This is a genomic window from Novosphingobium sp. NBM11 (assembly GCF_015390225.1).
Taxonomy (GTDB): Bacteria; Pseudomonadota; Alphaproteobacteria; order Sphingomonadales; family Sphingomonadaceae; genus Novosphingobium.
In genome coordinates this window covers 37,381-58,698 of record NZ_VUOG01000001.1, presented here as the reverse complement: position 1 = coordinate 58,698, position 21,318 = coordinate 37,381, and the positions used below count along the sequence as shown (strand labels likewise).

The 21,318-nt window shown below is 64.9% G+C and carries 25 protein-coding genes and 1 pseudogene; 2 read left to right on the top strand and 24 right to left on the bottom strand.

All coding sequences use genetic code 11. The features are described from left to right. Positions 1-180 precede the first annotated feature (180 nt). The 18 genes from F1640_RS00290 to F1640_RS00210 all read right to left on the bottom strand — a co-directional run bounded on the left by F1640_RS00290 (position 181) and on the right by F1640_RS00210 (position 12,613). The gene (locus F1640_RS00290; RefSeq protein ID WP_066115930.1) at positions 181-612 is read right to left on the bottom strand and encodes a CopG family transcriptional regulator; all 432 of its coding nucleotides are present in this window, start codon (positions 610-612) and stop codon (positions 181-183) included. A gap of 8 nt (positions 613-620) precedes the next feature. Further along, entirely contained in the window at positions 621-2,609 is a 1,989-nt protein-coding gene (locus tag F1640_RS00285) for a conjugal transfer protein TraG (protein WP_066115928.1), read from the bottom strand. Between the two features lie 25 nt (positions 2,610-2,634). Beyond that, positions 2,635-4,374: a VirD2 family relaxase/mobilization nuclease gene (locus F1640_RS00280; RefSeq protein WP_066115954.1), complete on the bottom strand. Its 1,740-nt coding sequence runs from the start codon at positions 4,372-4,374 to the stop codon at positions 2,635-2,637. 244 nt (positions 4,375-4,618) lie between these two features. Next, on the bottom strand, positions 4,619-5,380 hold the full coding sequence (locus F1640_RS00275; RefSeq protein WP_066115927.1) for a lytic transglycosylase domain-containing protein: 762 nt from the start codon (positions 5,378-5,380) through the stop codon (positions 4,619-4,621). A gap of 3 nt (positions 5,381-5,383) precedes the next feature. Then, entirely contained in the window at positions 5,384-5,731 is a 348-nt protein-coding gene (locus F1640_RS00270) for a DUF736 domain-containing protein (RefSeq protein ID WP_066115925.1), read from the bottom strand. A gap of 45 nt (positions 5,732-5,776) precedes the next feature. Continuing rightward, a complete protein-coding gene (locus F1640_RS00265) occupies positions 5,777-6,322 on the bottom strand; it encodes a S26 family signal peptidase (RefSeq protein ID WP_066115923.1) in 546 nt (181 codons plus the stop codon). Then, positions 6,319-6,837 carry a DUF2840 domain-containing protein gene (locus F1640_RS00260; protein ID WP_066115921.1) on the bottom strand — a complete coding sequence of 173 codons (519 nt, stop codon included), beginning with the start codon at positions 6,835-6,837 and terminating at the stop codon, positions 6,319-6,321. The genes F1640_RS00265 and F1640_RS00260 overlap by 4 nt, the downstream gene beginning before the upstream one ends. Next, complete coding sequence (locus F1640_RS00255) at positions 6,834-7,088, bottom strand: hypothetical protein (protein ID WP_066115919.1); 255 nt, start codon at positions 7,086-7,088, stop codon at positions 6,834-6,836. Before F1640_RS00255 ends, F1640_RS00260 begins: the two co-directional genes overlap by 4 nt. Next, complete coding sequence (gene parA / locus F1640_RS00250) at positions 7,085-7,723, bottom strand: ParA family partition ATPase (protein ID WP_066115917.1); 639 nt, start codon at positions 7,721-7,723, stop codon at positions 7,085-7,087. Before parA ends, F1640_RS00255 begins: the two co-directional genes overlap by 4 nt. A gap of 208 nt (positions 7,724-7,931) precedes the next feature. Further along, on the bottom strand, positions 7,932-8,819 hold the full coding sequence (locus F1640_RS00245) for a replication initiator protein A (protein ID WP_066115915.1): 888 nt from the start codon (positions 8,817-8,819) through the stop codon (positions 7,932-7,934). Between the two features lie 11 nt (positions 8,820-8,830). Continuing rightward, entirely contained in the window at positions 8,831-9,112 is a 282-nt protein-coding gene (locus tag F1640_RS00240; protein WP_066115913.1) for an AlpA family transcriptional regulator, read from the bottom strand. Positions 9,113-9,250: 138 nt separating this feature from the next. Then, positions 9,251-9,745 carry a DUF2285 domain-containing protein gene (locus tag F1640_RS00235; protein WP_066115911.1) on the bottom strand — a complete coding sequence of 165 codons (495 nt, stop codon included), beginning with the start codon at positions 9,743-9,745 and terminating at the stop codon, positions 9,251-9,253. Continuing rightward, positions 9,720-10,010, bottom strand: coding sequence for a transcriptional regulator domain-containing protein (locus F1640_RS25940; protein WP_219730918.1), 291 nt, complete (start codon positions 10,008-10,010; stop codon positions 9,720-9,722). The genes F1640_RS00235 and F1640_RS25940 overlap by 26 nt, the downstream gene beginning before the upstream one ends. A 119-nt stretch (positions 10,011-10,129) precedes the next feature. Further along, on the bottom strand, positions 10,130-10,405 hold the full coding sequence (locus F1640_RS00230) for a DNA -binding domain-containing protein (protein WP_018429587.1): 276 nt from the start codon (positions 10,403-10,405) through the stop codon (positions 10,130-10,132). 114 nt (positions 10,406-10,519) lie between these two features. Beyond that, entirely contained in the window at positions 10,520-10,762 is a 243-nt protein-coding gene (locus F1640_RS00225; RefSeq protein WP_026227536.1) for a helix-turn-helix transcriptional regulator, read from the bottom strand. 189 nt (positions 10,763-10,951) lie between these two features. After that, entirely contained in the window at positions 10,952-11,281 is a 330-nt protein-coding gene (locus F1640_RS00220; RefSeq protein ID WP_018429585.1) for a DUF736 domain-containing protein, read from the bottom strand. 576 nt (positions 11,282-11,857) lie between these two features. Continuing rightward, positions 11,858-12,298 (bottom strand): hypothetical protein, encoded by a 441-nt coding sequence (locus F1640_RS00215; protein WP_066115952.1) that lies wholly within the window; start codon positions 12,296-12,298, stop codon positions 11,858-11,860. A gap of 147 nt (positions 12,299-12,445) precedes the next feature. Beyond that, positions 12,446-12,613, bottom strand: a complete 168-nt coding sequence (locus F1640_RS00210; RefSeq protein ID WP_174076593.1) for a hypothetical protein — start codon at positions 12,611-12,613, stop codon at positions 12,446-12,448. A 68-nt stretch (positions 12,614-12,681) separates the two neighbouring features. On the opposite strand from F1640_RS00210, the gene F1640_RS00205 reads away from it, so the two are divergent. Continuing rightward, complete coding sequence (locus F1640_RS00205; RefSeq protein WP_066115908.1) at positions 12,682-12,966, top strand: hypothetical protein; 285 nt, start codon at positions 12,682-12,684, stop codon at positions 12,964-12,966. Further along, positions 12,950-13,510 carry a flavin reductase family protein gene (locus tag F1640_RS00200; RefSeq protein WP_066115906.1) on the top strand — a complete coding sequence of 187 codons (561 nt, stop codon included), beginning with the start codon at positions 12,950-12,952 and terminating at the stop codon, positions 13,508-13,510. Before F1640_RS00205 ends, F1640_RS00200 begins: the two co-directional genes overlap by 17 nt. Before the next feature lie 10 nt (positions 13,511-13,520). Here F1640_RS00200 and F1640_RS00195 read toward each other — a convergent pair whose 3' ends face one another. The 6 genes and pseudogenes from F1640_RS00195 to F1640_RS00170 all read right to left on the bottom strand — a co-directional run bounded on the left by F1640_RS00195 (position 13,521) and on the right by F1640_RS00170 (position 21,183). Next, positions 13,521-14,456 (bottom strand): DUF2493 domain-containing protein, encoded by a 936-nt coding sequence (locus F1640_RS00195; RefSeq protein ID WP_066115904.1) that lies wholly within the window; start codon positions 14,454-14,456, stop codon positions 13,521-13,523. Between the two features lie 315 nt (positions 14,457-14,771). Beyond that, the gene (locus tag F1640_RS00190) at positions 14,772-15,818 is read right to left on the bottom strand and encodes a toprim domain-containing protein (RefSeq protein WP_066115902.1); all 1,047 of its coding nucleotides are present in this window, start codon (positions 15,816-15,818) and stop codon (positions 14,772-14,774) included. Then, a pseudogene (locus F1640_RS00185) lies at positions 15,818-17,617 on the bottom strand (strawberry notch C-terminal domain-containing protein); the annotation flags it as partial. The gene F1640_RS00190 and the pseudogene F1640_RS00185, both read right to left, overlap by 1 nt. Positions 17,618-17,726: 109 nt before the next feature. Continuing rightward, entirely contained in the window at positions 17,727-18,731 is a 1,005-nt protein-coding gene (locus tag F1640_RS00180) for a tyrosine-type recombinase/integrase (protein WP_011540752.1), read from the bottom strand. Beyond that, positions 18,728-19,642, bottom strand: a complete 915-nt coding sequence (locus F1640_RS00175; RefSeq protein WP_011540751.1) for a tyrosine-type recombinase/integrase — start codon at positions 19,640-19,642, stop codon at positions 18,728-18,730. The genes F1640_RS00180 and F1640_RS00175 overlap by 4 nt, the downstream gene beginning before the upstream one ends. Continuing rightward, complete coding sequence (locus F1640_RS00170; protein WP_011540750.1) at positions 19,636-21,183, bottom strand: tyrosine-type recombinase/integrase; 1,548 nt, start codon at positions 21,181-21,183, stop codon at positions 19,636-19,638. The genes F1640_RS00175 and F1640_RS00170 overlap by 7 nt, the downstream gene beginning before the upstream one ends. Positions 21,184-21,318: the final 135 nt, after the last annotated feature.

Here is a 21,318-nt window from a genome sequence, read left to right as displayed (position 1 = left end):
CGACCGGACCCGAACCCGCCGAGTGGCGCCTTCGAGCGCGCATAGCGGACCGGTTGATGGTTGTCTGACGTTGGCCGGCAAGGGAACAGGAGGTTCTCACGAACCTTGACCGAAAGCTGCCCGAGCACTTTCCTCCAAATCGAGCTATTCGGCGAGGCTGCGGCTTGCCTGCCGAGTTTTCTAACTTTCGTTCGTGGGCTCGATATCCTCGGAGATCTCTTGCCTAAGTTTCGGTCCGTGAGCGAGTCGCCGGCCGAGCGCAGTGACGAACGCCTCGTAGCGCTCGCCGGCTTTGGCCCGCGCGGCTGCCTGGGCGGGCTCCGGTAGTGGCGGGTTCGTCGTCAGCCAGAAGCGGATGAACACGGCCAGCGTTTCGACGGCGATGCCAAGGTCGCGTTCCATACGCGCCATTCGCCGGTCGAGCTGATCGAGCCGCTTCGTCGTCGCCGCCTCCTGCCGCTCGGCAGCATCAGGCGACAGGAACGAGGCGATGCCGGCTTCCGCGATCAGCGAGAGGGATTGATCGCGCCGGGCGGCGTGCGCGGCGAGCGCCTTCATGACGTCCGGTTCGAGATACACGGATAGCCGCTGCTTTTTGGGGGGCTTCGCCATGGTGCCTCCTAAAGCTCGATGCCGTCGCCGGGATCGAGCGATGCTTGGCGTGCCACCTGGCGCATGGTGTGGTTCATGCGGGAGAGACGTGCGGCATCCTCATCGGCATCGTCGCGGGGATCGATCTCGAACTCGTTTTCGATGGGTTGCTTAGGCTCGACGGGCTTTGCGCGGCTTAGTTCTGGCTGATGTCGGCGCTCGGAGTCGGTCGTATCCTCATCCTCCGATCCGCTCCCGCCGCCTGTCGCCGTCAACACGGCCGGTGTCGCTGGAAGGGGCAGCGTGCTCCAGTCGTCCGGTCGGGCCGTTGTCGGCTTCACCAGGTTCGGAGGCGGTAAGATGCGCTCCTGAAACCGGCGATCCTCATAATATCGCGCCTTCTTCGCGCGGATCGGCGGTGTACCGGCGACCATGACGATTTCGTCGGATGGCGGAAGCTGCATGATCTCGCCGGGGGTCATCAGTTGCCGGGCTGTTTCCGAGCGCGAGACCATCATGTGGCCGAGCCAGGGCGACAGGCGATGACCGGCATAGTTCTTCATCGCGCGCATCTCGGTCGCTGTGCCGAGCGCGTCCGAGACACGCTTGGCGGTCCGTTCGTCATTGGTCGCGAAGCTGACGCGCACATGGCAGTTATCGAGGATCGAGTTGTTCGGCCCGTAGGCCTTCTCGATCTGGTTCAGCGACTGGGCGATGAGGAAGGCTTTGAGGCCGTAGCCCGCCATGAAGGCGAGCGCGCTCTCGAAGAAGTCGAGGCGGCCAAGGGCCGGGAATTCGTCGAGCATCAGGAGAAGGCGATGGCGGTTGCCCTTCGCGTTCAGATCCTCGGTGAGCCGCCGGCCGATCTGATTGAGGATCAGGCGGATCAGCGGCTTGGTCCGATTGATGTCCGACGGCGGCACGACGAGGTAGAGCGTCGTGGGATGCTTGCCGCCGACGATATCGACGATGCGCCAGTCGCATCGGCGTGTGACCTCGGCGACGACAGGATCGCGATAGAGACCGAGGAACGACATGGCGGTGGACAGCACGCCCGACCGCTCATTGTCCGATTTGTTGAGCAACTCGCGCGCGGCGCTGGCGATCACCGGATGCGGACCGGCTTCGCCGAGATGGGCGGTCTTCATCATGGCGGCGAGCGTCGAATCGATCGGCCGCTTCGGATCGGAGAGGAAGGCGGCGACGCCAGCCAGGGTCTTGTCGGCCTCGGCGTAGAGGACGTGCAGGATGGCGCCGACCAGCAACGCGTGGCTCGTTTTTTCCCAGTGGTTCCGCTTTTCCAGCGAACCCTCCGGATCGACCAGGATGTCGGCGATGTTCTGAACGTCGCGGACCTCCCACTCGCCGCGACGCACCTCGAGCAGCGGATTGTAGGCGGCGGACTTCGCGTTGGTCGGATCGAACAGAAGCACGCGACCGTGACGCGCGCGAAAGCCGGCGGTGAGCTGCCAGTTCTCCCCCTTGATGTCGTGGACGATCGCAGAGCCCGGCCAGGTCAGCAGTGACGGCACGACCAGGCCGACGCCCTTGCCGGATCGGGTAGGCGCAAAGCACAGCACATGCTCAGGCCCGTCGTGGCGGAGATAGTCACGCTCGAATTTCCCCAGGATGACGCCATCCGGGCCCAGTAGGCCGGCGGCGCTCACTTCGGGGGCGACCGCCCAGCGGGCGGAACCGAACGTCTCGGCGTTCTTGGCCTCACGCGCCCGCCAGACGGACATGCCGATCGCGACGGCGATGGAAATGAAGCCGCCGGACGCCGCGATATAGGCGCCCTCGATGAAGATCGGCGGCGAATAGGCATCGTAGAAATACCACCACCAGAAGAAGGCCGGTGGATAGTAGATCGGCCAGCCGGCCAGTTCGAACCACGGAAGTCCGAGCTGGGGCTGGAAGCCGAGCCGATAGGCTGTCCACTGCGTCGCCGCCCAGGTCGTCATGAGCACGATCAGAAAGACGGTGAGGATCTGGCCCCAGAGGATTTTGGTCGCCGACATGGCGGGCACTCCTTTCTTGGTTGGGCTACATGCCGAGGCCGCGGTTGCGGCCGAAGCTCCAGTCGACGCCACCGGCACCGCGCGACACGCCGGAGACGTGCTGACCGATCTGGCGTTCGAGGGACGGCGACCAGGGCACGAGCTGGAAGCCGAGGCCGTCGTCGATCATGGCGAAGCGGCCGGAAGCGAGCGCGAAGCGCTGGCGATAGGTGCCCGCCACATACTCGCCCGTTGCGACCTTGGAGAATTGTCGGCCGGTCTCGGCCGCGAGCTTGTCGCCAAGGGCGTCGACCTCGCGCTGCCGCAGCATGTCGATCAGCCCGGGTGAGAAGCTGACGCCCCGTGTTTGTCGCTCGGCGAGACCTTGACCAACGAGATGGTCGGCACGGCGGTCCATAGCCTGGCGTACCTCGGCGCCGAAGCCGCCGCCGCCGAGCGGAACGGGCTCACGGGCGATCGCCTGCCGGTCGAGCCAGGTCGCGCCGGTTGCATGGACTTGCCTCTCGATGTCGAGATCGGAGCGGACGGCGAGCGCGACCCGTCTGCGTCCCTGCGCGTCGTCGAATTTGCGCAGCTCGACGATCGAGCCCGGCGCGCTATCGCCGGCCGCGTCGAGGTCGGGCAGCTTGATATGATGGGTCCGTCCGTCCGTGCCATCGACCACGGCGTAGGCGGTGCCCTTCAGCTCATCGTCGAGACCACGATCGACCAGCCGGCCAACGACAGGATCGTTGAGGCTCTCGCCGGCGAGCACATAGCTGGCGGCGCCGCGCTCGATACCGCGTTCCGTCAGGCCGCGATGAATGCGTTTGATGATGTCGCCACGCTCGCCCAGTTCGCGCAGCGTCGCCTCGGCATTCTCCGATACGACCCATTGGCCGGGGCCGACCTGATCCGCAAGGCCGAGCGTCTCCAGCTTCCGCAGCCGGCCGACCTTCATCGCGTGGAACTCGTCGGGCTGGCGATCGGGATGCGGGGCGAGATCGACGATGCCGGTGCGATAGGCGTCGCGCGAAAGCTGGCGGTCGAGATTGGTCCAGCGTTCCGACTCGATCTGGCGTTCGAGATTGCGGCGCATCTCGTGATCGGTGCGCGGCCCCAACTCTTGGGTGACGAGATCCTGCGCGCGGGCGCGCATGCCTTCCTTGATGTAGTCGCGCGAGATGACGAGGTCCTGGCCGTCATCGGTGCGCCCGCGCAGGATGATGTGGACGTGCGGATTATCCGTGTTCCAGTGATCGACACCGACCCAGTCGAGCTTGGTGCCGAGATCCTTTTCCATCTGCCCCATCAGGTCGCGGGCATAGGTCTTGAGGTCGGACATCTCCGTCGCGTCCTCGGGCGAGACGATGAACCGGAAATGATGCCGATCATCCTGGGTCCGCTCGGCGAAGGCCTTGGGATCGGCGTCCTCGGTCTCGGGACCGAACAGCCGCGCCTTCTCCCCGTCCCGGGTGACACCCTCGCGCCGCAGGTAGCTAAGGTGGGCGGAAAGCGGCGTGGCCCGCGCGCTACGACGGACGACGCGCGTCTTGATTACGGTGTTGCGCGATCGGCTGGTGAGCAGCCGGTTGGCCTGCACCGTCGCGCGCTGGCCGCGCCCGAAACGCGAGCGGTTGCCCGAACTGATCGTGCCGGACCGCGAGACGCTGCCGCCGGCGCGCTGCGCGGCCGCCAGCGCTTGGGCGATGAAGGGTCGCGCCTGCTGCGCGCGGGTCGAGCGGATGCGGCCTGGCCGGATGCGGAAATCGTCCTCGCTGCTCATGGCCGAGGCCCCGCACATCGCGCAATCGCGCGGTAATCCTTGGCGAAATGGCGGATGCGCAGGCTGCGCCGATCAGGCGCACCTCGCGCCAATGCGCCATAAGTCCCTGAAAACACACGACCGCACCAAGCCGCACCTCGCGCGCTTTTATCTCGCCATCGTGCGGTTGTGTTGCCTGCTCTCCCTCCTCGGACCGCCATCCTTCCGCCAGAGCACGCTATTCCGCGAAATGCTGCGAGCACCGTCATCGCGGCCCCCCATCGCCGTTTCGGGCGACAAACAGGCCTGCGGATTGCGGAGCGATGGCTGTGGCATCGCGCACCGGAGTTGCAGCCGGGGTCTCATTCGACGCGCGATCGCCGGTCGTCGAAACAGCGGTGGCGGCGCGCTCGGATTGCACGATGAACAGCGGCGAGCGCGTCCAGGCGTTGGGATCGGCGGCCGCGACCGTGACGGGAGCAAGCGCGTCTGCGCCGCCGATAATGGGCGCGAGCGCGGCGACATAGGCGCGGGTTTCAGCGGGCAACGGACGGCCAGCAAGATACTCTTCATAGCGGCCGGGACCAGCATTATAGGCCGCGAGAAAGCCCGGCGAACCGTAGCGGTCGTGCATCTCGCGCAGGTAGGCGGCGCCTGCCAGAATGTTGTCGCGTGGATCGTAAGGATTCGCGCCGAGCCGGTGACGGGCGCGCAGATCAGCCCATGTGGCGGGCATGACTTGCATCAGGCCCATCGCGCCGGCCGACGAGATCGCCCGCACGTTGCCAGCGCTTTCGACGCGCATGACGGCGCGTATCCAGTGCTCGGGAATGCCGAAGCGTTGCGCGGCCTCGGTGATGAATGTGGCGTAGGGAGCGACGCGAGAGGGGCGCTCGGCGGACACCGTCTGCGCATTCGCATTGGCGCAAAGCGGTGCGGAAAGCAGAAGGCCGGAAAGGAGAAGGAGGACTGTGCGCCGGGCGGTGTTTGACCGCCCGGCGACAGCTTTGGGGAGCGGGACCGACATCGTTCAGTCCCGCTCTGCGCGCTTGGGCGGACGATTCCAGTGCAAGCCCCAGGCGGACTTGTCGTCGGCGGACTGGAAGAGGTTAGCGCGGATCGGATGACCGAAGGTCGGATCGTCGATCTGCAGCGAGACGTAGTCGCCGGCCTTCTCGCCAGTGCGCTTCCAGCCCGCACCGATCTCCGCGCCGGTTTCGTTGTTCATGCTGTCGAGAACATGGACGCGGAAGTCTGGCGCGTTCTCGGCATCGGACGGTTCGGCCGGAACGATGATGATGTCCTGGTGCAATGTCAGCGTCATCAGGTGGCCGATGAAGCCGTCATTTTCGCTCGTGAATTGACCGATGAGGGACATGGGTTTCTCCTTGGCTGTGCGGTGGACGGGGTCATGGGCGTGCCGTCACCGCGTCGGCGCGCGCCAGACGAAGCGGTCATCGCCGTCCTCGTCGGTGTAGAGGGGGGTGGCCCGGCCGATGAGCGAGCTGGCGGGGAGCGGGCCGAAGTAACGGCCGTCGAGGCTGTCGCGGACCTGCCAGTTCATCAGGAACAGCTCGTCGTCGGCGATGACGCGACACCCCTGCCAGATCGGCAGTTCGCGGCCCCGACGATCACGGTCGAGCGCGTCGCCGATGGCGTGGCCGTCGACGGTGATCGTGCGGCCGGATCGGCACACACGTTGACCGGGAAGGCCTGCTACCCGCTTCAGCAGCGGCGCGCCGCGTGGCAGATATCCGCCATCGGCAAGGAACGTGGCGATCGGCTCCGGCGCCGCTACGGCGACGAGGTCGGTCGCTTCCAATCCGTCGCTGGCGCTGATCGCATAGAGGCCGATCGGCGTGCTCGCGGAGGCATTCCAGATCAGCTTTGGCGCGAAGGAGACGATCGACAGGACGCCCATCAGCATCACCGCGAAGTACGTCGTCATGACGTATCCAAAGCGGCTCATGGCATGATCCTCCGGCGCAAGAGGAAGGCGCGATGCTGCTGCGCGTCGTAGGCGCGCGGTGTTTCACCGGCCGTCAGACGGTTGTGAACGTGTCGCCAGTGATCGGGCGAAACGTCGATCGCTTCGATGCCCCGCGCCTCGATCGCATCGATGAGCTGGAGCACGCGCTCGACCTTCGGCCAGCCATCGGCGCGCAACAGGATGTCGCCGCCGGGGCGCACGGATGGCAGAGTCTGGCAGCGCTCGCCCGCACCGACGGCGCGCACGATGTCGAGCCGAGAAAGTGCGGTGCCGTAGTCGTTGGAGGTCCAGCGAACGAAGGTGAAAACACTGTCCGGTGCGAACGACACGACGCGTCGGCGGCGGTCGAGGATCTGTTCGGCGATCTCGCGGCCGAACCTGATCCAGAATTCGATCTTCTTCTCGACCCACGTCAACTCGACATGGGTCAGTGCATCGGCCGCTGGCGCTGGCGGCAAGCCGCTGCGCAGCGACGGGTCGGCGACACCGATCATCGCGGCTCTCCTTCGCTGGTGGGGAACTCGCGCTCGAACAGCGCGCGCAGCATCTCGGCGACCGTCTGTCCGCGCTGGAAGGCGGCAATCTTGATCCGGCCGCGCATGTCGGCGGTGACGTCGATCGTCAGCCTGGCGGTAAATTCGGCGGCGGGGTCCGCGCGCGGCGATGGACAGTCTGGCGCCTTGATCCAGCTTTCCGGATCGGCCGGCCGGGACGCGAAACTGCGTTTCGAGGACCGCTCGCTCATGCCCCGATCCTCGTGACTTCGGCGGCGAGCGCGGCAATCTCCCGCGCGGCGGGCGATGTATCGTCCTGCTCGGCCGCGAGCCGTCCGGTCTGCACGACATCGGCGAAGGCGATGCGCTGACCGATGGTAGTGAGGAGCGGCGGGGGATCGTGTTCCGCGAGCGTCTCAGCGGTTTCGCGGGCGAGGATCGTGCGGGCTGCACAGCGGTTGAGTACGAACCGCGCCTTGAGGTCCGGTCGATAGATCCGCGCTTCGCTGAGCAGCGTCAGCATCTCGGCCGACGCCCAGCCGTCGAGCGGTGACGGCTGCACCGGGATCAGTACAAGATCGGCAGCCAGCAGCGCCGAACGCATAAGACCGGCAACACGCGGCGGTCCGTCGATGACGACATGATCGACGTCGCGCGCCAGCTCCGGCGCTTCGCGGTGGAGCGTGTCGCGAGCCAGGCCGACAACACCGAAAAGCCGCTCCAATCCCTCCCGGCCGCGCTGCTGTGACCAGTCGAGCGCCGATCCCTGTGGGTCGGCGTCGATCAGCGTGATGCGCTGCCCATGCCGAGCCCATTCACCGGCGAGATGGAGGGCGAGCGTCGTCTTTCCGACGCCGCCCTTCTGGTTGAGGAACGCGACGATCATGACGGTCTCCCGGCGATCGGGGACTCGTCCACAGCGGTCGAAAAAGCGGGGTCCGTTAGAAAGATTCCGTAGGAATCTAGGTTAGATAAGTTACGGGGCTCGCAAGCTGCTGATTCAGCGCGATGAATCGACGATTCCGGTCCCCGATAGCACGAGAGTCCGGTCCCCGATGGCACGATAGCGCCGGTCCCTGATAGCACGAGATGATTCACAGCTTATCCCCAGGTCGAGTTGTCGAGCGGCGACGGCGGCGCGGGATGCCGAGCGCGTCGGGATTGGTGGGTACGAAGGACAGGATTTCGGGGCCGCCGAGGCACTGCTCGATGGTCAGGCGATAGCCCGGCAGCGGCTGGCGGCGCACGATGTCGCGCAGGTCGTAGGCGAAATGCTTGAGCGGCGAGAGACTGCCGGACTTCGCGTGGAGATGCGGGAAGCCGAAGCTCCAGCCGTGTTCCTGCTTGCCGCCGTGCTTGCGCACGAGGCGGTAGAGCCAGCGCTCCAGACCGCCGGTCAGCCTGAAATAGTTGCGGTCGATCGTCAGGACTAGCGCGTCATCGAGGACAGCGGCGTAGAACCAGTCCGGCACGATCAGTTCGAGCCCGAGCGGGCGGCCGCGGTGATCGGCTCGCTCCTTCCATTCGTTGATCCAGGAGAAGCGGTGCATCCGCCGCTCGGTCGGCTGGCGGATTGAGGTCGCTATGGTGGTGGACTGGAGGCGGTCGAGCGCGGCCTTAAGCCGGTCGTAATCGCGCAGCGAGACACCGCGTCCAATGAAGTTCAGAATCTCGTAAGGCGTGGTCGCCATCAGGCGTGACGGGCGCAGGCCGACGTCACGGGCCTCGACGATTTGCGAGGCCGCCCAGATCAGAACGTCCGCGTCCCAGATCGTCGCCATGCCGTGCTCGGGCACGGCTTCGACACGGATTTTCACCGAACCCGCCTTGAAGTCGATCGGCGTCAGGCGCTTCGACTTGGCAAGCGAGAAGAACGGATAGGCCATGAGGTCCTGCGCGTCGCGCGGCGCGAGATCGCCGGGCAGCGCCCGGAACAGATCGAGCTGCGCACGCTCGTCGTGCTGTGTGTGACGGGACGACATGGCGTGTCGTCTCAGCGCGGCTGGCGGCCGGCGAAGCGGCGATCCGACGGCTCCTGCCGCTTGGCGGGGAGCACAGTGCCGCGCGGATCAGAGGTCGAACTGACGAGGCCGCGATCGGCCCACGTCTGGAGATCCTCTATGGCGTAGACGACTCGGCCGCCGAGCTTCCTGTAAGCCGGGCCGGTGCCGTAGGTGCGGTGCTTCTCCAGTGTGCGCTCGGACAGTCCGAGGAAGCGAGCGGCCTCCTGCGTGCGCAGGTAGCGTGGCGGGATGCCGGCGGTCGTATCGGCCATTGTCGAGCCTCCGTGCTCTCATCGGGGGCCGCTGCCGTCAGGCGGCGGTTCGAGAGCACGGTGGCGTGAAGACGGTGGGTCGGACGATGTCGGAGATAGGAATCTAGTTTCGACACGCCGCAGGCGGACGATGGCGGGCTATGATCGGCGGGGTCGGCGCAGGAGGGAGCGGTAGCCGCCTTCAACGAGTTTCACGCCGTCGCGCGCCAGCCGGATCGTGATTTCGCGCAGCGCGTCCCCGGCCCAGGAGGCGGCGTCGATTTTATGACTAGGGAACAGAACCTCCCCGATCGATCGATATGTCGCGCCGGCACGACGTCCATCGACCGCACGCAGCATTTGGCGCGCGCGCTCGCGGCGCTGCGGCGTCATTCGAGGGTCGTTCGGGACGCGCTTGCCTTTGATCGCGCTCCAGAACCGGGTCAGCGCGGTCTGTCGATCCGGTGTGAGGTCATCGAACATGACCATCGCCGCGAGCGGGTTCTCGTCCTGCGGGTCTGCGAGCGTGACGTCATACTGCTCGCCGCGGATATCGAGCCTGAGATGAGCAGGGTCGTGCTGGAATATGGTACGGAGGCGTAACTCGTCGGCAGTGATGGAAAACCCTTCAGGGCGCGGACCTGCGGCGAACATTATTGCTGACGGATCGACTTGAGGGGTCCAAAAAATCTGCTGGGCATGAGCCGCGATGAGAGGGTCGGCGCCGAAATCGCAACCCCCATAGGTTCGCAAATTCTTCGGCCGTTTCGGGTGAGAGTCGGCCGCTGGACACAAGCTCCTGATAGGCTTTCCGGTAGTTGGGGTTTCGGCGCAGGAATTCCCAGGCAAGGTCACCCGGAGTTAGATTGTCGATATAGTTGTAGGCGGTCTCAGACCGCCAACTTTCATCTTCGGACATCCTCCACCGCCTCCGCGAAATTATGACGCAACGCGAGTCAAGCAGCGGTCACGATCCCAAGTTGAGCGTGGCGTGGGAAGAACGAAGTCGGATCAACGTGATGCAGGTTCTGCATCACCTCAATGGAGGCGGGGGCCGAGAAGCTCGCAAAAGCCGTTTTCGGTCATCCATTTCGCGCGAGCGAGGTGAGCGGCATGAATTTTCGCTGCGCGGTTGGGGTCCGCTGCGGGATCGAGGCCGAAGAGAAGCTCCACGACTTCCTCCCAGGTCGCGCCGTCCGCCTCGGCGTCGAGCAGCCTCAGGTACAGCTTCAGATGCGCCTGGTCATAGGCGGTGAGCGCCGCGCCGAGCGGCGGTTCGTCCAGATATTCTGCGTTGGTCACGATGAGCCCCACGAGTCATTCGTATCCAATTTGGAGCGGTTTGTTAACCGTAATGATATCCCGCGCCACACCGCCGCGGTTTGACGCAAAATCAGGATGGTCGGGCGGGTTCGCCCGAAAAAGTCGTCAAGGGTTGTCCTTGTCACCAACCAGCATCACTCCCACGCTTTGGCCGGAGTTGAGCAGGACGATGCCACCGCCTTCAAAGGCTCGACGGACCTGATCGCGTGTTGATTCATACACCTCGAGCCCGCTGTCGGATTCAAGGCGCTTCAACGCGGTCAGTGATACCCGGGCCTTGTCAGCGAGCGTCTCCTGTGTCCAGCCGAGCAACGCGCGTGCGGCCCGTGATTGTCGGGCGGTGATCATGCATGATCACCTCCCACTCGGACCTACGCGTACGCCAGAACTACGGCTATAATAGTCGTTCTTGCTAGAAAAGACCAGCGGTTCTGGCTTTAGCGGGCGCGATTCCGGTGTCCAGAACCAGAGGTGATTCGCTCCACCGTCAGGCGTTTGGCCCCGCCCGGATTGTCCGGGCGGGGCGTCGCGCTGGCCTTACTCGCCGTTGCGGCGGCCGCTAGGGCGGGACCAGATGAGGCTGAAGCCTTCGCCTTCCTCGTCGTCGAAGAGGTTGGCGTAGATCGGGGCATTGAAGCTGGGATCGTCGAGCTTCAGGCCCAGATAGGCGCGCCCCTCGTTGGAGGTCTTGGACCAGGCGGCGCCGATCTCGGCGCGGCCGACGAAGACGCGGTGGCTGGGGGCGTTCTCTCCGGTAGCGCGGGCCTCGGAGACGATGCGGACGTTCTTGGTCTGCAGGCTGAGGGTGACGATTTCGCCGGTGTACTCGTTGTTGCCGGTCTTCTTGAAGGTGCCGATGGTCGCCATGGTAGTTCTCCTTGAACTCTGTTCCGAGCCCGCACCATTGCGGCCTCGATGGCGATCGACAGGCCGGAGGCGATTGACGGCGCACCCCGCAGGGGCCTGACAGCAAAGGAGGGGCTTTCTTGGCTCGCGAGGAATGACGGCGCAGCCGGCAGGGGAAGAAAGTTTCGACGCCGCTGTTGCGGCATAGGCGATCGAGGCGCAGCCGACCTTCGGCCAGATCAGCCCATTGAAGAGGCCGTTTTGGAGCGGTCGACCTGACAGAGACGCATCACAGGAGAACGTGGCGACCACCCCGAACCGATGGACCGTGACGACGCCTGGCACCGCGGTTCAAACCAGCTCCGGCAGACGCTCCGTTCCGCCGACTCCTGCCCGTCGCCCACGCGATCGCCCCCTCTCGGCACTCGCACCGTCGTTGGGCGCGCCGTCAGGGCATTGCCCCCAGCACCGTCACCGAGGGCATGGCGCGTCAATTGGGTTAGCCGTTGATCCGATCAACGCGATTGAGAACGACCCTGCCGACGAGGAGCGCGACACGTAAGACATCAACCCACCGTCCCGCCGCCGGCAACGATGTCAGGCGCGCGCAACATTCTGCACGGTTGGCCCGGGCACGGCCATTGCTGTCACCCGAATCAGCGCCGTGACGCCAACGGCGACTGCGCCGATGACGGAGAAGATGATCTGCCAGGTGTCGGAGGGCATGGTGTGTTTCACGATGCCATGTGTCGCATGGTAGCCGGCGAGCGCCGCAGGCGCGACGAAGGCGAGTGCGATCGCGAGCCGTATCCAGAGCGGACGGATGAAGGCGAGCAGGAACTGCCCGAGGCCGAGCGTCAGCGCGGCGGCGGCGAGGCCGACGAGGATCGCCCCGAGCCAACCGGCGCCGGTCTGGAAGGCCCAAGTCCCGGCGCTGACGCCCGCGAAGAACGGCAGCGCGAAGACAGCCAGTGTGAATAGAAGCCAGCACAGGGCGCCGATCGCCGCGATGCTGGAGAGGATGCCGATGAAAACCATGGTGGTGTTCTCCGTGAGATAGAGGTCTGACGGTCGCGCCTCCACCACCACCACCACGGCGCGTCGCCAGTATAGCCAAAGAGAAGGCGGGACGGGAGCGGAAATCCAGTAGGATTCCCGCTTGCGGTCGCGACGCCTTGCCCGCGGTCAGCGGGCGAAGGGATCGATCTCGTGAACGATGGCGGCGAGTTCGCCGTCATATTCGCCGGCCGGCATGACGCCCATGGAGCCGTCGCCGGCCTGGAAGATGACGATGGTGACCATGAGGGTCGTAGCGAGGCTGAAGGCGAAGGCGTGAGCTTGATTGAGGGTCATCTGACCGGCTCCTGTCTTGGAGGCGGGAGACCATCTCCCGCGCGACAGGCGCCCGATGTGTCCGGCCGATGGCCGCGATCACCGCGCAGGCGAAGCCGGAGCGGCGGCACGCTTTGCGTAGTCCGACCCTTTACGGGTTGATGGCGTCAGGCCAGCGGCTGGACCAAGGATCAGCGCATTGGAAGCGGGGGATGGTTTTCCGCCATGACCGGGGCCACCATGGTAACGCCCGTTCAATGCTTTCGCGCCAAAGCATCGCCGCCATGCTGCCGGTCGTGATGCTGCCGACATGGCCGGGTATGATCATGCAAAGCGCAGTTGTCGAAGAGAACGCCCATGCCGAAGGTGCCTGAGAAGACCGACTTCCCCGTCAGCCAGGTGCGGCGCTATCTGGAGCCCGGTCCGATCGTGCTGGTGTCATCAAAGTGGCAGGGCGCGATCAACATCATGACGCTCGGCTGGCACACGATCCTGGAATTCTCGCCGTCTCTCGTCGGCCTGATGATCTCCGGCGGCAATCACAGCCACCGCATGATCCGCGAAAGCCGGGAATGCGTGGTCAACCTGCCGACGACGGCGCTGACCGATACCGTGGTGGGGATCGGCAACACGTCGGGGGCCGAGATCGACAAGTTCGCCAAGTTCAATCTCACGCAGCAAGAGGCGAGCAAGGTCGATGCGCCGTTGATCGGCGAATGCCATGCCAGCTTCGAATGCCGCCTTCACGACGACGCGCTGGTCGACAAGTACAATTTCTTTATCTTCGAGGTGGTGAAGGCGCATGTCGCCACGTCGCCTAAGCATCCCGAGACGCTGCATTACACCGGCGATGGCGTGTTCGTGGTGTCCGGCAAGGTCATCAGCCGCAGATCGCTGTTTCGACCCGAGATGCTGTGAGAGGCGGCGCTTACGCGCCACCTCCCTTCGGGCGGAAGTCGAACAGCGGGATGCCGAGCTTCCTCGCCTTGTCGGCGAGATTGTCCTGAATGCCGGTGCCGGGGAAGACGATGACCCCGATCGGCAGGACGTCCAGCATCTGATCGTTGCGCTTGAACGGTGCGGCCTTGGCGTGTTTCGTCCAGTCGGGGGCGAAGCCGACCTGCGGCACCTTGCGGGCGTCGGCCCATTTGGCCGCGATCTTCTCGGCGCCCTTCGGCGACTTGCCGTGCAGCAGCACCATGTCGGGGTGCTTGGCGTGGACCTGATCGAGCTTGGCCCAGATCAGGTGGTGATCGTTGAAGTCGAGCCCGCCGGTAAAGGCGATCTTTGGACCGGCAGGTAGTAGCAACTGATTGTCGGCCCGCTTCTTGGCAGCGAGGAAGTCCCGGCTGTCGATCATCGCCGAGGTCAGGTTGCGATGGTTGACCATCGATCCGCTGCGCGGTCGCCAGTTCGATCCGGTGTGGCGCTCGTAGTGCTCGGCCGCCTGGTCGCGCATCAGCTCGAAGGCGTTGCGGCGTTCGATCATGGTCTGGCCCTCGGCCGTCAGGCGTTCCAGCTCGACGGCCTTCACTTCGCTGCCGTCCTGTTCGCGTTGGCCGCGGCGCTGCGCCTGCTCGTTGTCGTCCAGCTCGCGCTCGATCCGTTCGTTGGCCCGGTGGAAGACGTTGACCGTCGACCAGAGGAGATCGTCGAGGTCGGGCTCGAGGCGGGTGTCCTCCAAAGTGACGATCAGGGCGTCGAAGATGTCGGCGATGGCGCCGGCGACATGGTCGCCCTCCGGAAGTGGTCGGGGATCGGGTTCGTCCGTGAAGGGACGGTAGCCGTAAAGCTGGAGTTCGCTGAGGACATGGTCGGTGGGGGAAGAGGCGTGGTGCGGTTCGTAGTCGTCGTGCTCGCTCATCGGGATGCTCCGTCGGTTCGACCGCGACCCTCGCGGCCTTCATGGCGACGAAAGCCTGCGGGCGGGCCGGACCTGCATCCGCAGCGAAGCGGAGGGCCGGAGCATAGCGGAGGAGGACGAAGGCGGGCTATTTTGCCTCGCGATGGAAAGCGGCCTCTGGCCGCGCCGGAAAATAGTCCGCCGCAGGCATTGCGGGTCCGGGCCGTTTGCTGGCCGATCGCCCTCTCGAAGGCCGGGGCGCGGTTCTCTCCGACCTGGGGATCATCCGAGCGACGCCGACGACGGCGCTCCCGCCGACTGCATTCTCCTGTCGGCCTATGCCGCCAGCGCCATGAAGCGTGCGACGTCCTGTGGCGCGATCTGCACTCGTGCCGCTGCACGGAGGCTGTCCAGACCAGACAAGCGGAGATCCTCGTTGAAGTCGCCCAGTCTCGGAGACACTACGACCGCCTCGATCCCGGCCGCGTTCGCCCGTTCGATCAACGTCGCCATCGCACCGTCGCCGGCCGGATCGTTGTCGCGGGCGATGTAGAGCCGGCGCAAGGTGTCGGGGAACAGGATGGCCGAGAGATGCGCCGCCGAGAGCGCCGCCGCCATCGGCATGGTGGGCAGCGCCATTCTGAGCGACAGCATCGTCTCGATGCCTTCGCCGGCCGCCATCACTTCTCCCGCCACACCGAAGCGAACGGCGTGTCCCAGGAGGTCGCCCATCGCCCGTCTCGGCGTGTCGATCGGGGCTTTGTCCGAGCCGTCAGGGGCGAGCCAGGTGCGATGTGCGCCGGTCTGACGCTCGTCGAGATCGGTGACCGATGCGATCATCGCCGGCCAGGTCTCGGTCGGGGAATATTCGTCAGGCCGGTAATAGCAGCGGGGATGGAAGCGCAGGCTTCCGGTTCCGTGCAAATCCGTAATGCCGCGTGTACGCAGATACGTCTTTACGAGCGTGCCCGAGATCGGCTGCGCCATGGCAAAGAGCCGCCGTGCCGCTTCCGGTGATCCGGTCGGGGCTGGTGATTTGCGCTCGCCACCATGCGGACGGTCCGGTTCGGGATGTGGCATCGACAGGAAGGTGCGCGCCTCATCGGCAACGTCCTTGAAGTCGACCAGACCGCAGCTTTCGCGGATGACGTCGAGCAGGTCGCCATGCTCGCCGGTGGCGGCGTCCGTCCATTTGCCGGCCGCGCCTTTGCCGGTTTCGCCACCCTTCAGGCGCACGAACATCGACCGGCCGGGCGTGTTGCGCACATCGCCGACCAGCCAATAATGTCCCTCCCGGTGACCGGCGGAGAGATAATGACGGCAGACCGCATAGGCCTGCCGGCCGAGACGGATCGCCAGATCGGAAGCGTCCAGCCGTGCCATCACGCCGCCTCCCGCTCGCCGATGCGTTCGACAGGGTAGCGCTCCAGCACCTTGGCGATGATCGCAGCGCCGGTCGTATCGGTCGGCACGAACATCCGCAGCTTCCACGAGATGATCTCGTGAAACAAGCCATAGGCCCGCAGGCGGTCGCGCATGGCGTCGGTGAAACCGGACAGCTCGATGCGGTTGGCGCCCATGACCCTGACGCGGCGAAGCTGAAGACCCTCGGTCAGATCGAGGATGGTCTTTCCGTCCATCAGCGCCATGAAGGCATCGTCGGGCGTCAGGGTTGACGTGCCGGTCGCGAGCGCGCCGGCAACCCAGGCGGGCGAGACGCGGCGGCCGACGATGCGCTCGCCGTCATCTGTCTGGAGCCGATAGACCCGCGTCGATTCTTTGGGCAGCCGCTTCCAGATCGGCAGCAAGAGCCCGCTGACGACATGGATGGTGCTGTCGGCATATTCAGGCACCTCGGCGGCCTCGGCATCCCAGGCTGCTTTGAAGGCGATCCGCTCGGCCTGCACCCAATGGGTCTCGTCCATCATCTTGATGGGGATGTTGTGCGCCTCCATCGGCCGGATCAGCCGCGCGCGCCGTTCGATCTCGCCATCGTCCAGCATGATGCTGGTGGTCGGTATCTGCACGGCGGCGCGGCCCGAGCGCTCGTTGATCAGCAGCCTGGTGCCCGGGTCGTTGAGATGATCGAGCGCCTCGGCCAGCGTCACGGGGCGGTTGCGCTGGCGCCGGGTGATGGTCAGCAGCCGAGCCTCGGCGCCGGTGCCGGGATGAACGTGGATCGTTCGGCGGTCGGTGACGATGAAACTCTCGGCCTGCAGCGTCTCCAACCCGACGTCGTAGCTGCCCGACGCGATGGCGCCTTCGATCTTGGCGTTCAGAAGCCGCTCGAACGCCGTGAACAGGACGCCCTGGAGTTCGATGGTCAGCGCCAGCAGCCGGTTAAGAAAGGTGGTGATCGGCGGCAGTTCATCCTTGATGCCGGTGGAATCCATCAGCGACAGGCCGGTGGCGTCCTCGAACATCTGGAGCGAGCACCCATCGACCTTGCCCCGCACCAGCAGGAGATAGAGCTGGCGCAGTGCATCGCGGGCATAGTGCGATTCCAGATTGTCCTCGGGCCGGAACAGACCCTGACCGCCGGTCTGGCGCTGGCCGCGCGTGATCGCGCCCAGCGTGTCGAGGCGGCGGGCGATGGTCGATAGGAACCGCTTCTCGGCCTTCACGTCCGTCGAGATCGGCCGGAACAGCGGTGGCTGCGCCTGGTTGGTCCGGTTGGTGCGGCCCAGGCCCTGAATGGCGGCGTCGGCCTTCCAGCCCGGCTCCAGCAGATAGTGGACGCGTAGCCGCTGGTTCCGCGCCGACAGGTCGGCGTGGTAGCTGCGCCCGGTGCCGCCGGCGTCGGAGAAGATCAGGATGCGCTTCTGATCGTCCATGAAGGTCTGCGTTTCGGCCAGATTGGCCGAGGCGGCGCGGTTCTCCACGGCGAGGCGGTCGATGCCGCCGGGGCTAGTCCTGCGGACGATGCGGCGCGAACGTCCCGTCACCTCCGCCACGACATCGGTGCCGAAGCGCTGGACGATCTGGTCGAGCGCGCCGGGGACCGGAGGTAGGGAAGCTAGCCTCTCGATCAGGCGGTCGCGACGGGCGACGGCGTCACGGCTCTCGACCGGCTGGCCATCGCGAAACACTGGTCGCGACGACAGATTGCCGTCGCTGTCGGTGAACGGCTCATAGAGCTGCACCGGGAAGGAATGGGCGAGATAATCCAGAACGTATTCTTTGCAGTCGCAGTTTATGTCGAGCGTGGCGGCGAGAGACGCAGGTTTCCTTCGGTTTTCCATGATTTCACTCCAGATAATATGCGGGTTAGAGGGAGTGTTCGAAGACGGGTCAGGCCCGCCTTCGAACGTCGGTGAGCATTGTGATCAAGGCGTCGGAAGGCGGCTTGAAGCGCCCCGGCTTGATCGCAGGGGCACCGTGGGCTGCGAGAATCTGCAGCTTCTCTTCGGGATCGGCGCGCAAGTAGGTCTCGGTGCTCTGGATACTGGCGTGGCCGAGCCATAATGCGACCTTGCGAATGTCCCCCGTCGCCGCGAGCGTGTGCATCGCGCAAGAATGACGAAGCACGTGGGGTGTGACGCGCTTCCCAAGGATCGACGGCTGCTTCGTCGCTGCCGTCTTGACGTGCTCGGCCAATCGGAACGCAAATCCGTCGCGGGTCATCGGCTGCCCGTTGGCATTGAGGAAAATCTCGGTGACCTCAACTTGAGGCCGGATCGCAAGCCATGCGCGCAATGCGATCTGGGTCTCCTTCCACAGCGGCAGGACCCGTTCACGTCGCCCTTTGCCCATGATGTGCATGGTGGACAGGGAGCGGTCCGGGAAATCGCCCAGTTGCAGCGTTACGAGTTCCGACACCCTCAGTCCGCCAGCATAGGTAAGATGCAGCATCGCGCGATCACGGGTGCCGAGGCGTGTCCGGGGATCGGGTGTATCGAGCAAAGCCTTGATCTCGGCCCGGTCGAGGTAATCGATCAGCGCCTTGTCTGTCTTCTTGGTCGGGATTGCTCTGACACGGAGTGCCTGATCGAGGCAGGCTGGAATCCGGTACTCGATGTATCGGAAGAAGGATCGGATCGCGGCGAGCCTGCCATTGCGGGTCCGCACGCAGCTGCCGCGGCCGATCTCCACATGATCGAGGAAGGCCATGATCATGTCTGTGCCGAGATCCTCAACCTCGAGATCGGTCGGTCGGCGCTTCAGCCGATCGGCAGCGAACTGGACGAGGAGGACGAAGCAGTTGGCATAGGTCTTCACCGTGTGCGGGCTGACGGCGCGTTCGCGCGGCAGATGTTCCCGCAGATATGCCGAGAGATGGAGAGCAAGCGCCGTCATGCCGCTTCTCCTTGAAAAAGTTGCTCGCTTGCAGCCGCAATGTCGCGCAGCAGCACTGGCGTGGCTTCGAGATACCAGTACGTGTTGGCGATCGACGCGTGCCCCAGGTAGACACTGAGACCGGCCATGTGGTGGGCAATGGCCTCCCTGTCACGCGGGCAGGACTCAAGCGAGCGAACAGCGAACGTATGTCGCAGATCGTGGAGTCGCATGCCTGCCGTACCGGTTGCTCCACGATATCCGAGAAGCCGGGCCAACCTGACGAACACGACGTGGGCGCGCACCTTGTGCGGCGCCCGCCCCCGGATAGTGACGAACAGGTCATTACACTTGGCCGGGTGCTTCGCGCGGATCGCAATGTAGGCTTCGAGTGCTTGGCGCGTCGATGGCTGCAAGGCGATCAGTCGCTGCTTGCCGAACTTGCCGTTGCGGACGACCAGCCCATCCTCGACCAGATCGTTGCACTGTAGCGCGAGAGCCTCGGAAATCCGGAGACCTGTCGCCGCGAGCAGGCCGAACAGGTAATGGTACGTGTATGGGCTAATCGTGCCATGGGGCGGAACGTTCAATGCCGCCGCCATGATCGCCCGCACCTGGTCCGCTTCGATTATGGTCGGAGTGGGACGTGGCCGCTTCCCCCGGCCGAAAACGCCGACAGGCGGGACTTCGTTGTCTGGGTCCTCGGCATGAGCGAAAAGGCTGAAGTTACGAGCAGCGTCGTACCTATGGCGAGCCACGTTTTGCGAGCTTGCCGTGTGGCACCAGTCGTAGATGCGCTGCACTCGGGTGTGCCGGTCACCGAAGCGTTCAGCGAAAGCGGCGTATTGGCGCAGCAGTCGTTCCTGTTCCGAGAACTTCCGCCCCAAGCTGCGATACAGCGAGACGTATCTGGCAATCTGCGTGCTCAGCATGACGGTTCTCCCGGCCATGGCTGCGCGATTTTCATGAGCATCGGCAGGTCGACCTTGGCGTAGATGGCGGTGGTCTCGGGCGAGCTGTGGCGCAGGATCGTTCCAACGGACTCCAGCCCTGCGCCCGCGCGCAGCAAGTTGGTGGCAAGCGAATGCCGGAAAATGTGCGATCCGGTCGGCACGCCTTCGATCCCGCCGCGCTCATGCGTGCGTGCAACGATGCCGGCGATCTCCGCCGATGAGCGGAACGAACGGAACGGGGCTTGCGCGCGCACGAACAGATGCGGATCGGCGGTCTTGGGACGCGCCGTGGCAATGTAGTCCAGGATCGCGTCACCGACGTCCTGAGGCAATGGCAGGCGATCAGGCCGACGCGTCTTGCCCTTGACCGTCAGGTGGCCCGAGCGCCAGTCGATATCGTCGAGGTGCATATCCCGAATATCACCGGCACGCAGGCCAAGCCGGGCGAGCAGGAGAATGATGGCCTTGTCCCGAACTTCCACCGGGCGATCAGTCGGACATGCGCCGATGATCTGCTCGATCGTTGCCGGGTTAACGTGCCGGGGCAGCGTCGAAAGACGGTAGCGTTGCACTGATGGGATCGCGTGCAACAAAGCTGGACGGCAAATACCCTGCACGACCAGGAACCGAATATAGCTCCGTATTATCGTGACGAGCAGTGATGCCGAACCCGGCGTCTCCTTGCTTCGTTGTTGAAACGCCCGTCTGAGGACGGCTGCATCCCATTGTGAAGGCTCGCCGAGCATAGGCGCGAGCCGCCTGATATCGGCCCGGTAGCGCCGGATCGTCTCATCGGTCGCGCCGCGGTGTTGCTTGAGCCATGCCAGATATGCCGCCATGTGCGGGTCGTCATCCGACACCAGTTCGACTGAAGGGATGACACCGCGGTCGCGCAAGAACTCGACGAAGTGCCGAGCGCCTCGCCGCCGCCGCTTCGCGCCCGAGGCAACAAGCTTGCCTCGCTTGCGCCAGACCGGACATCGACAATCATGCGCGCCGTACTGGTCGATGATCGTGTCATCGATATCGGCCCATTGTCGTCGCGCAATGCGAAGCCAGGCCGCGAAATGCTCGGCCTCGGATCGATAGGACTGGGCCGGTCCTTGCGCGAGTTGCAAGCGATCGATCCCATCGAAATAGTCGGCGAGGTGCCGTGGCAGATCGTCGATCCCGTCGTCGACACCGACGTAGCCTTGATCCTCCAGGAAGCGGACGAAGCGCCTGACTCGCGCTGCAATGTCCGCCTTATAGACTGGCTGCTGCGCCGAATACCGGTGGCAACGGCACCGATGCTTCTCGAACCGCCGAACGGTCCGATCGTCGATCGTGCGGATCGCGATCCCATGCAGTTCCATCCAATGCAGGAAATGACGGGCCGCAGCGCCAAACAGAATCGCACTGCCTGACCTCTCGTCGAGCGACAGAGAGGAGAGGAATGCGGTGAGTAGAGCGTCGTGACTGGGCGGGTCTTCGACCCGGAGCCGGGCCGCTCGAAACGACAATAATGATCTTGATCGCATGTTGGTTCCTTCGACTTGTTCAGGTCGAGGGAACCGTAATTATCTGGAGTGAAATCATGGAAAACCGAAGGAAACCTGCGTCTCTCGCCGCCACGCTCGACATAAACTGCGACTGCAAAGAATATGTGTAATGTG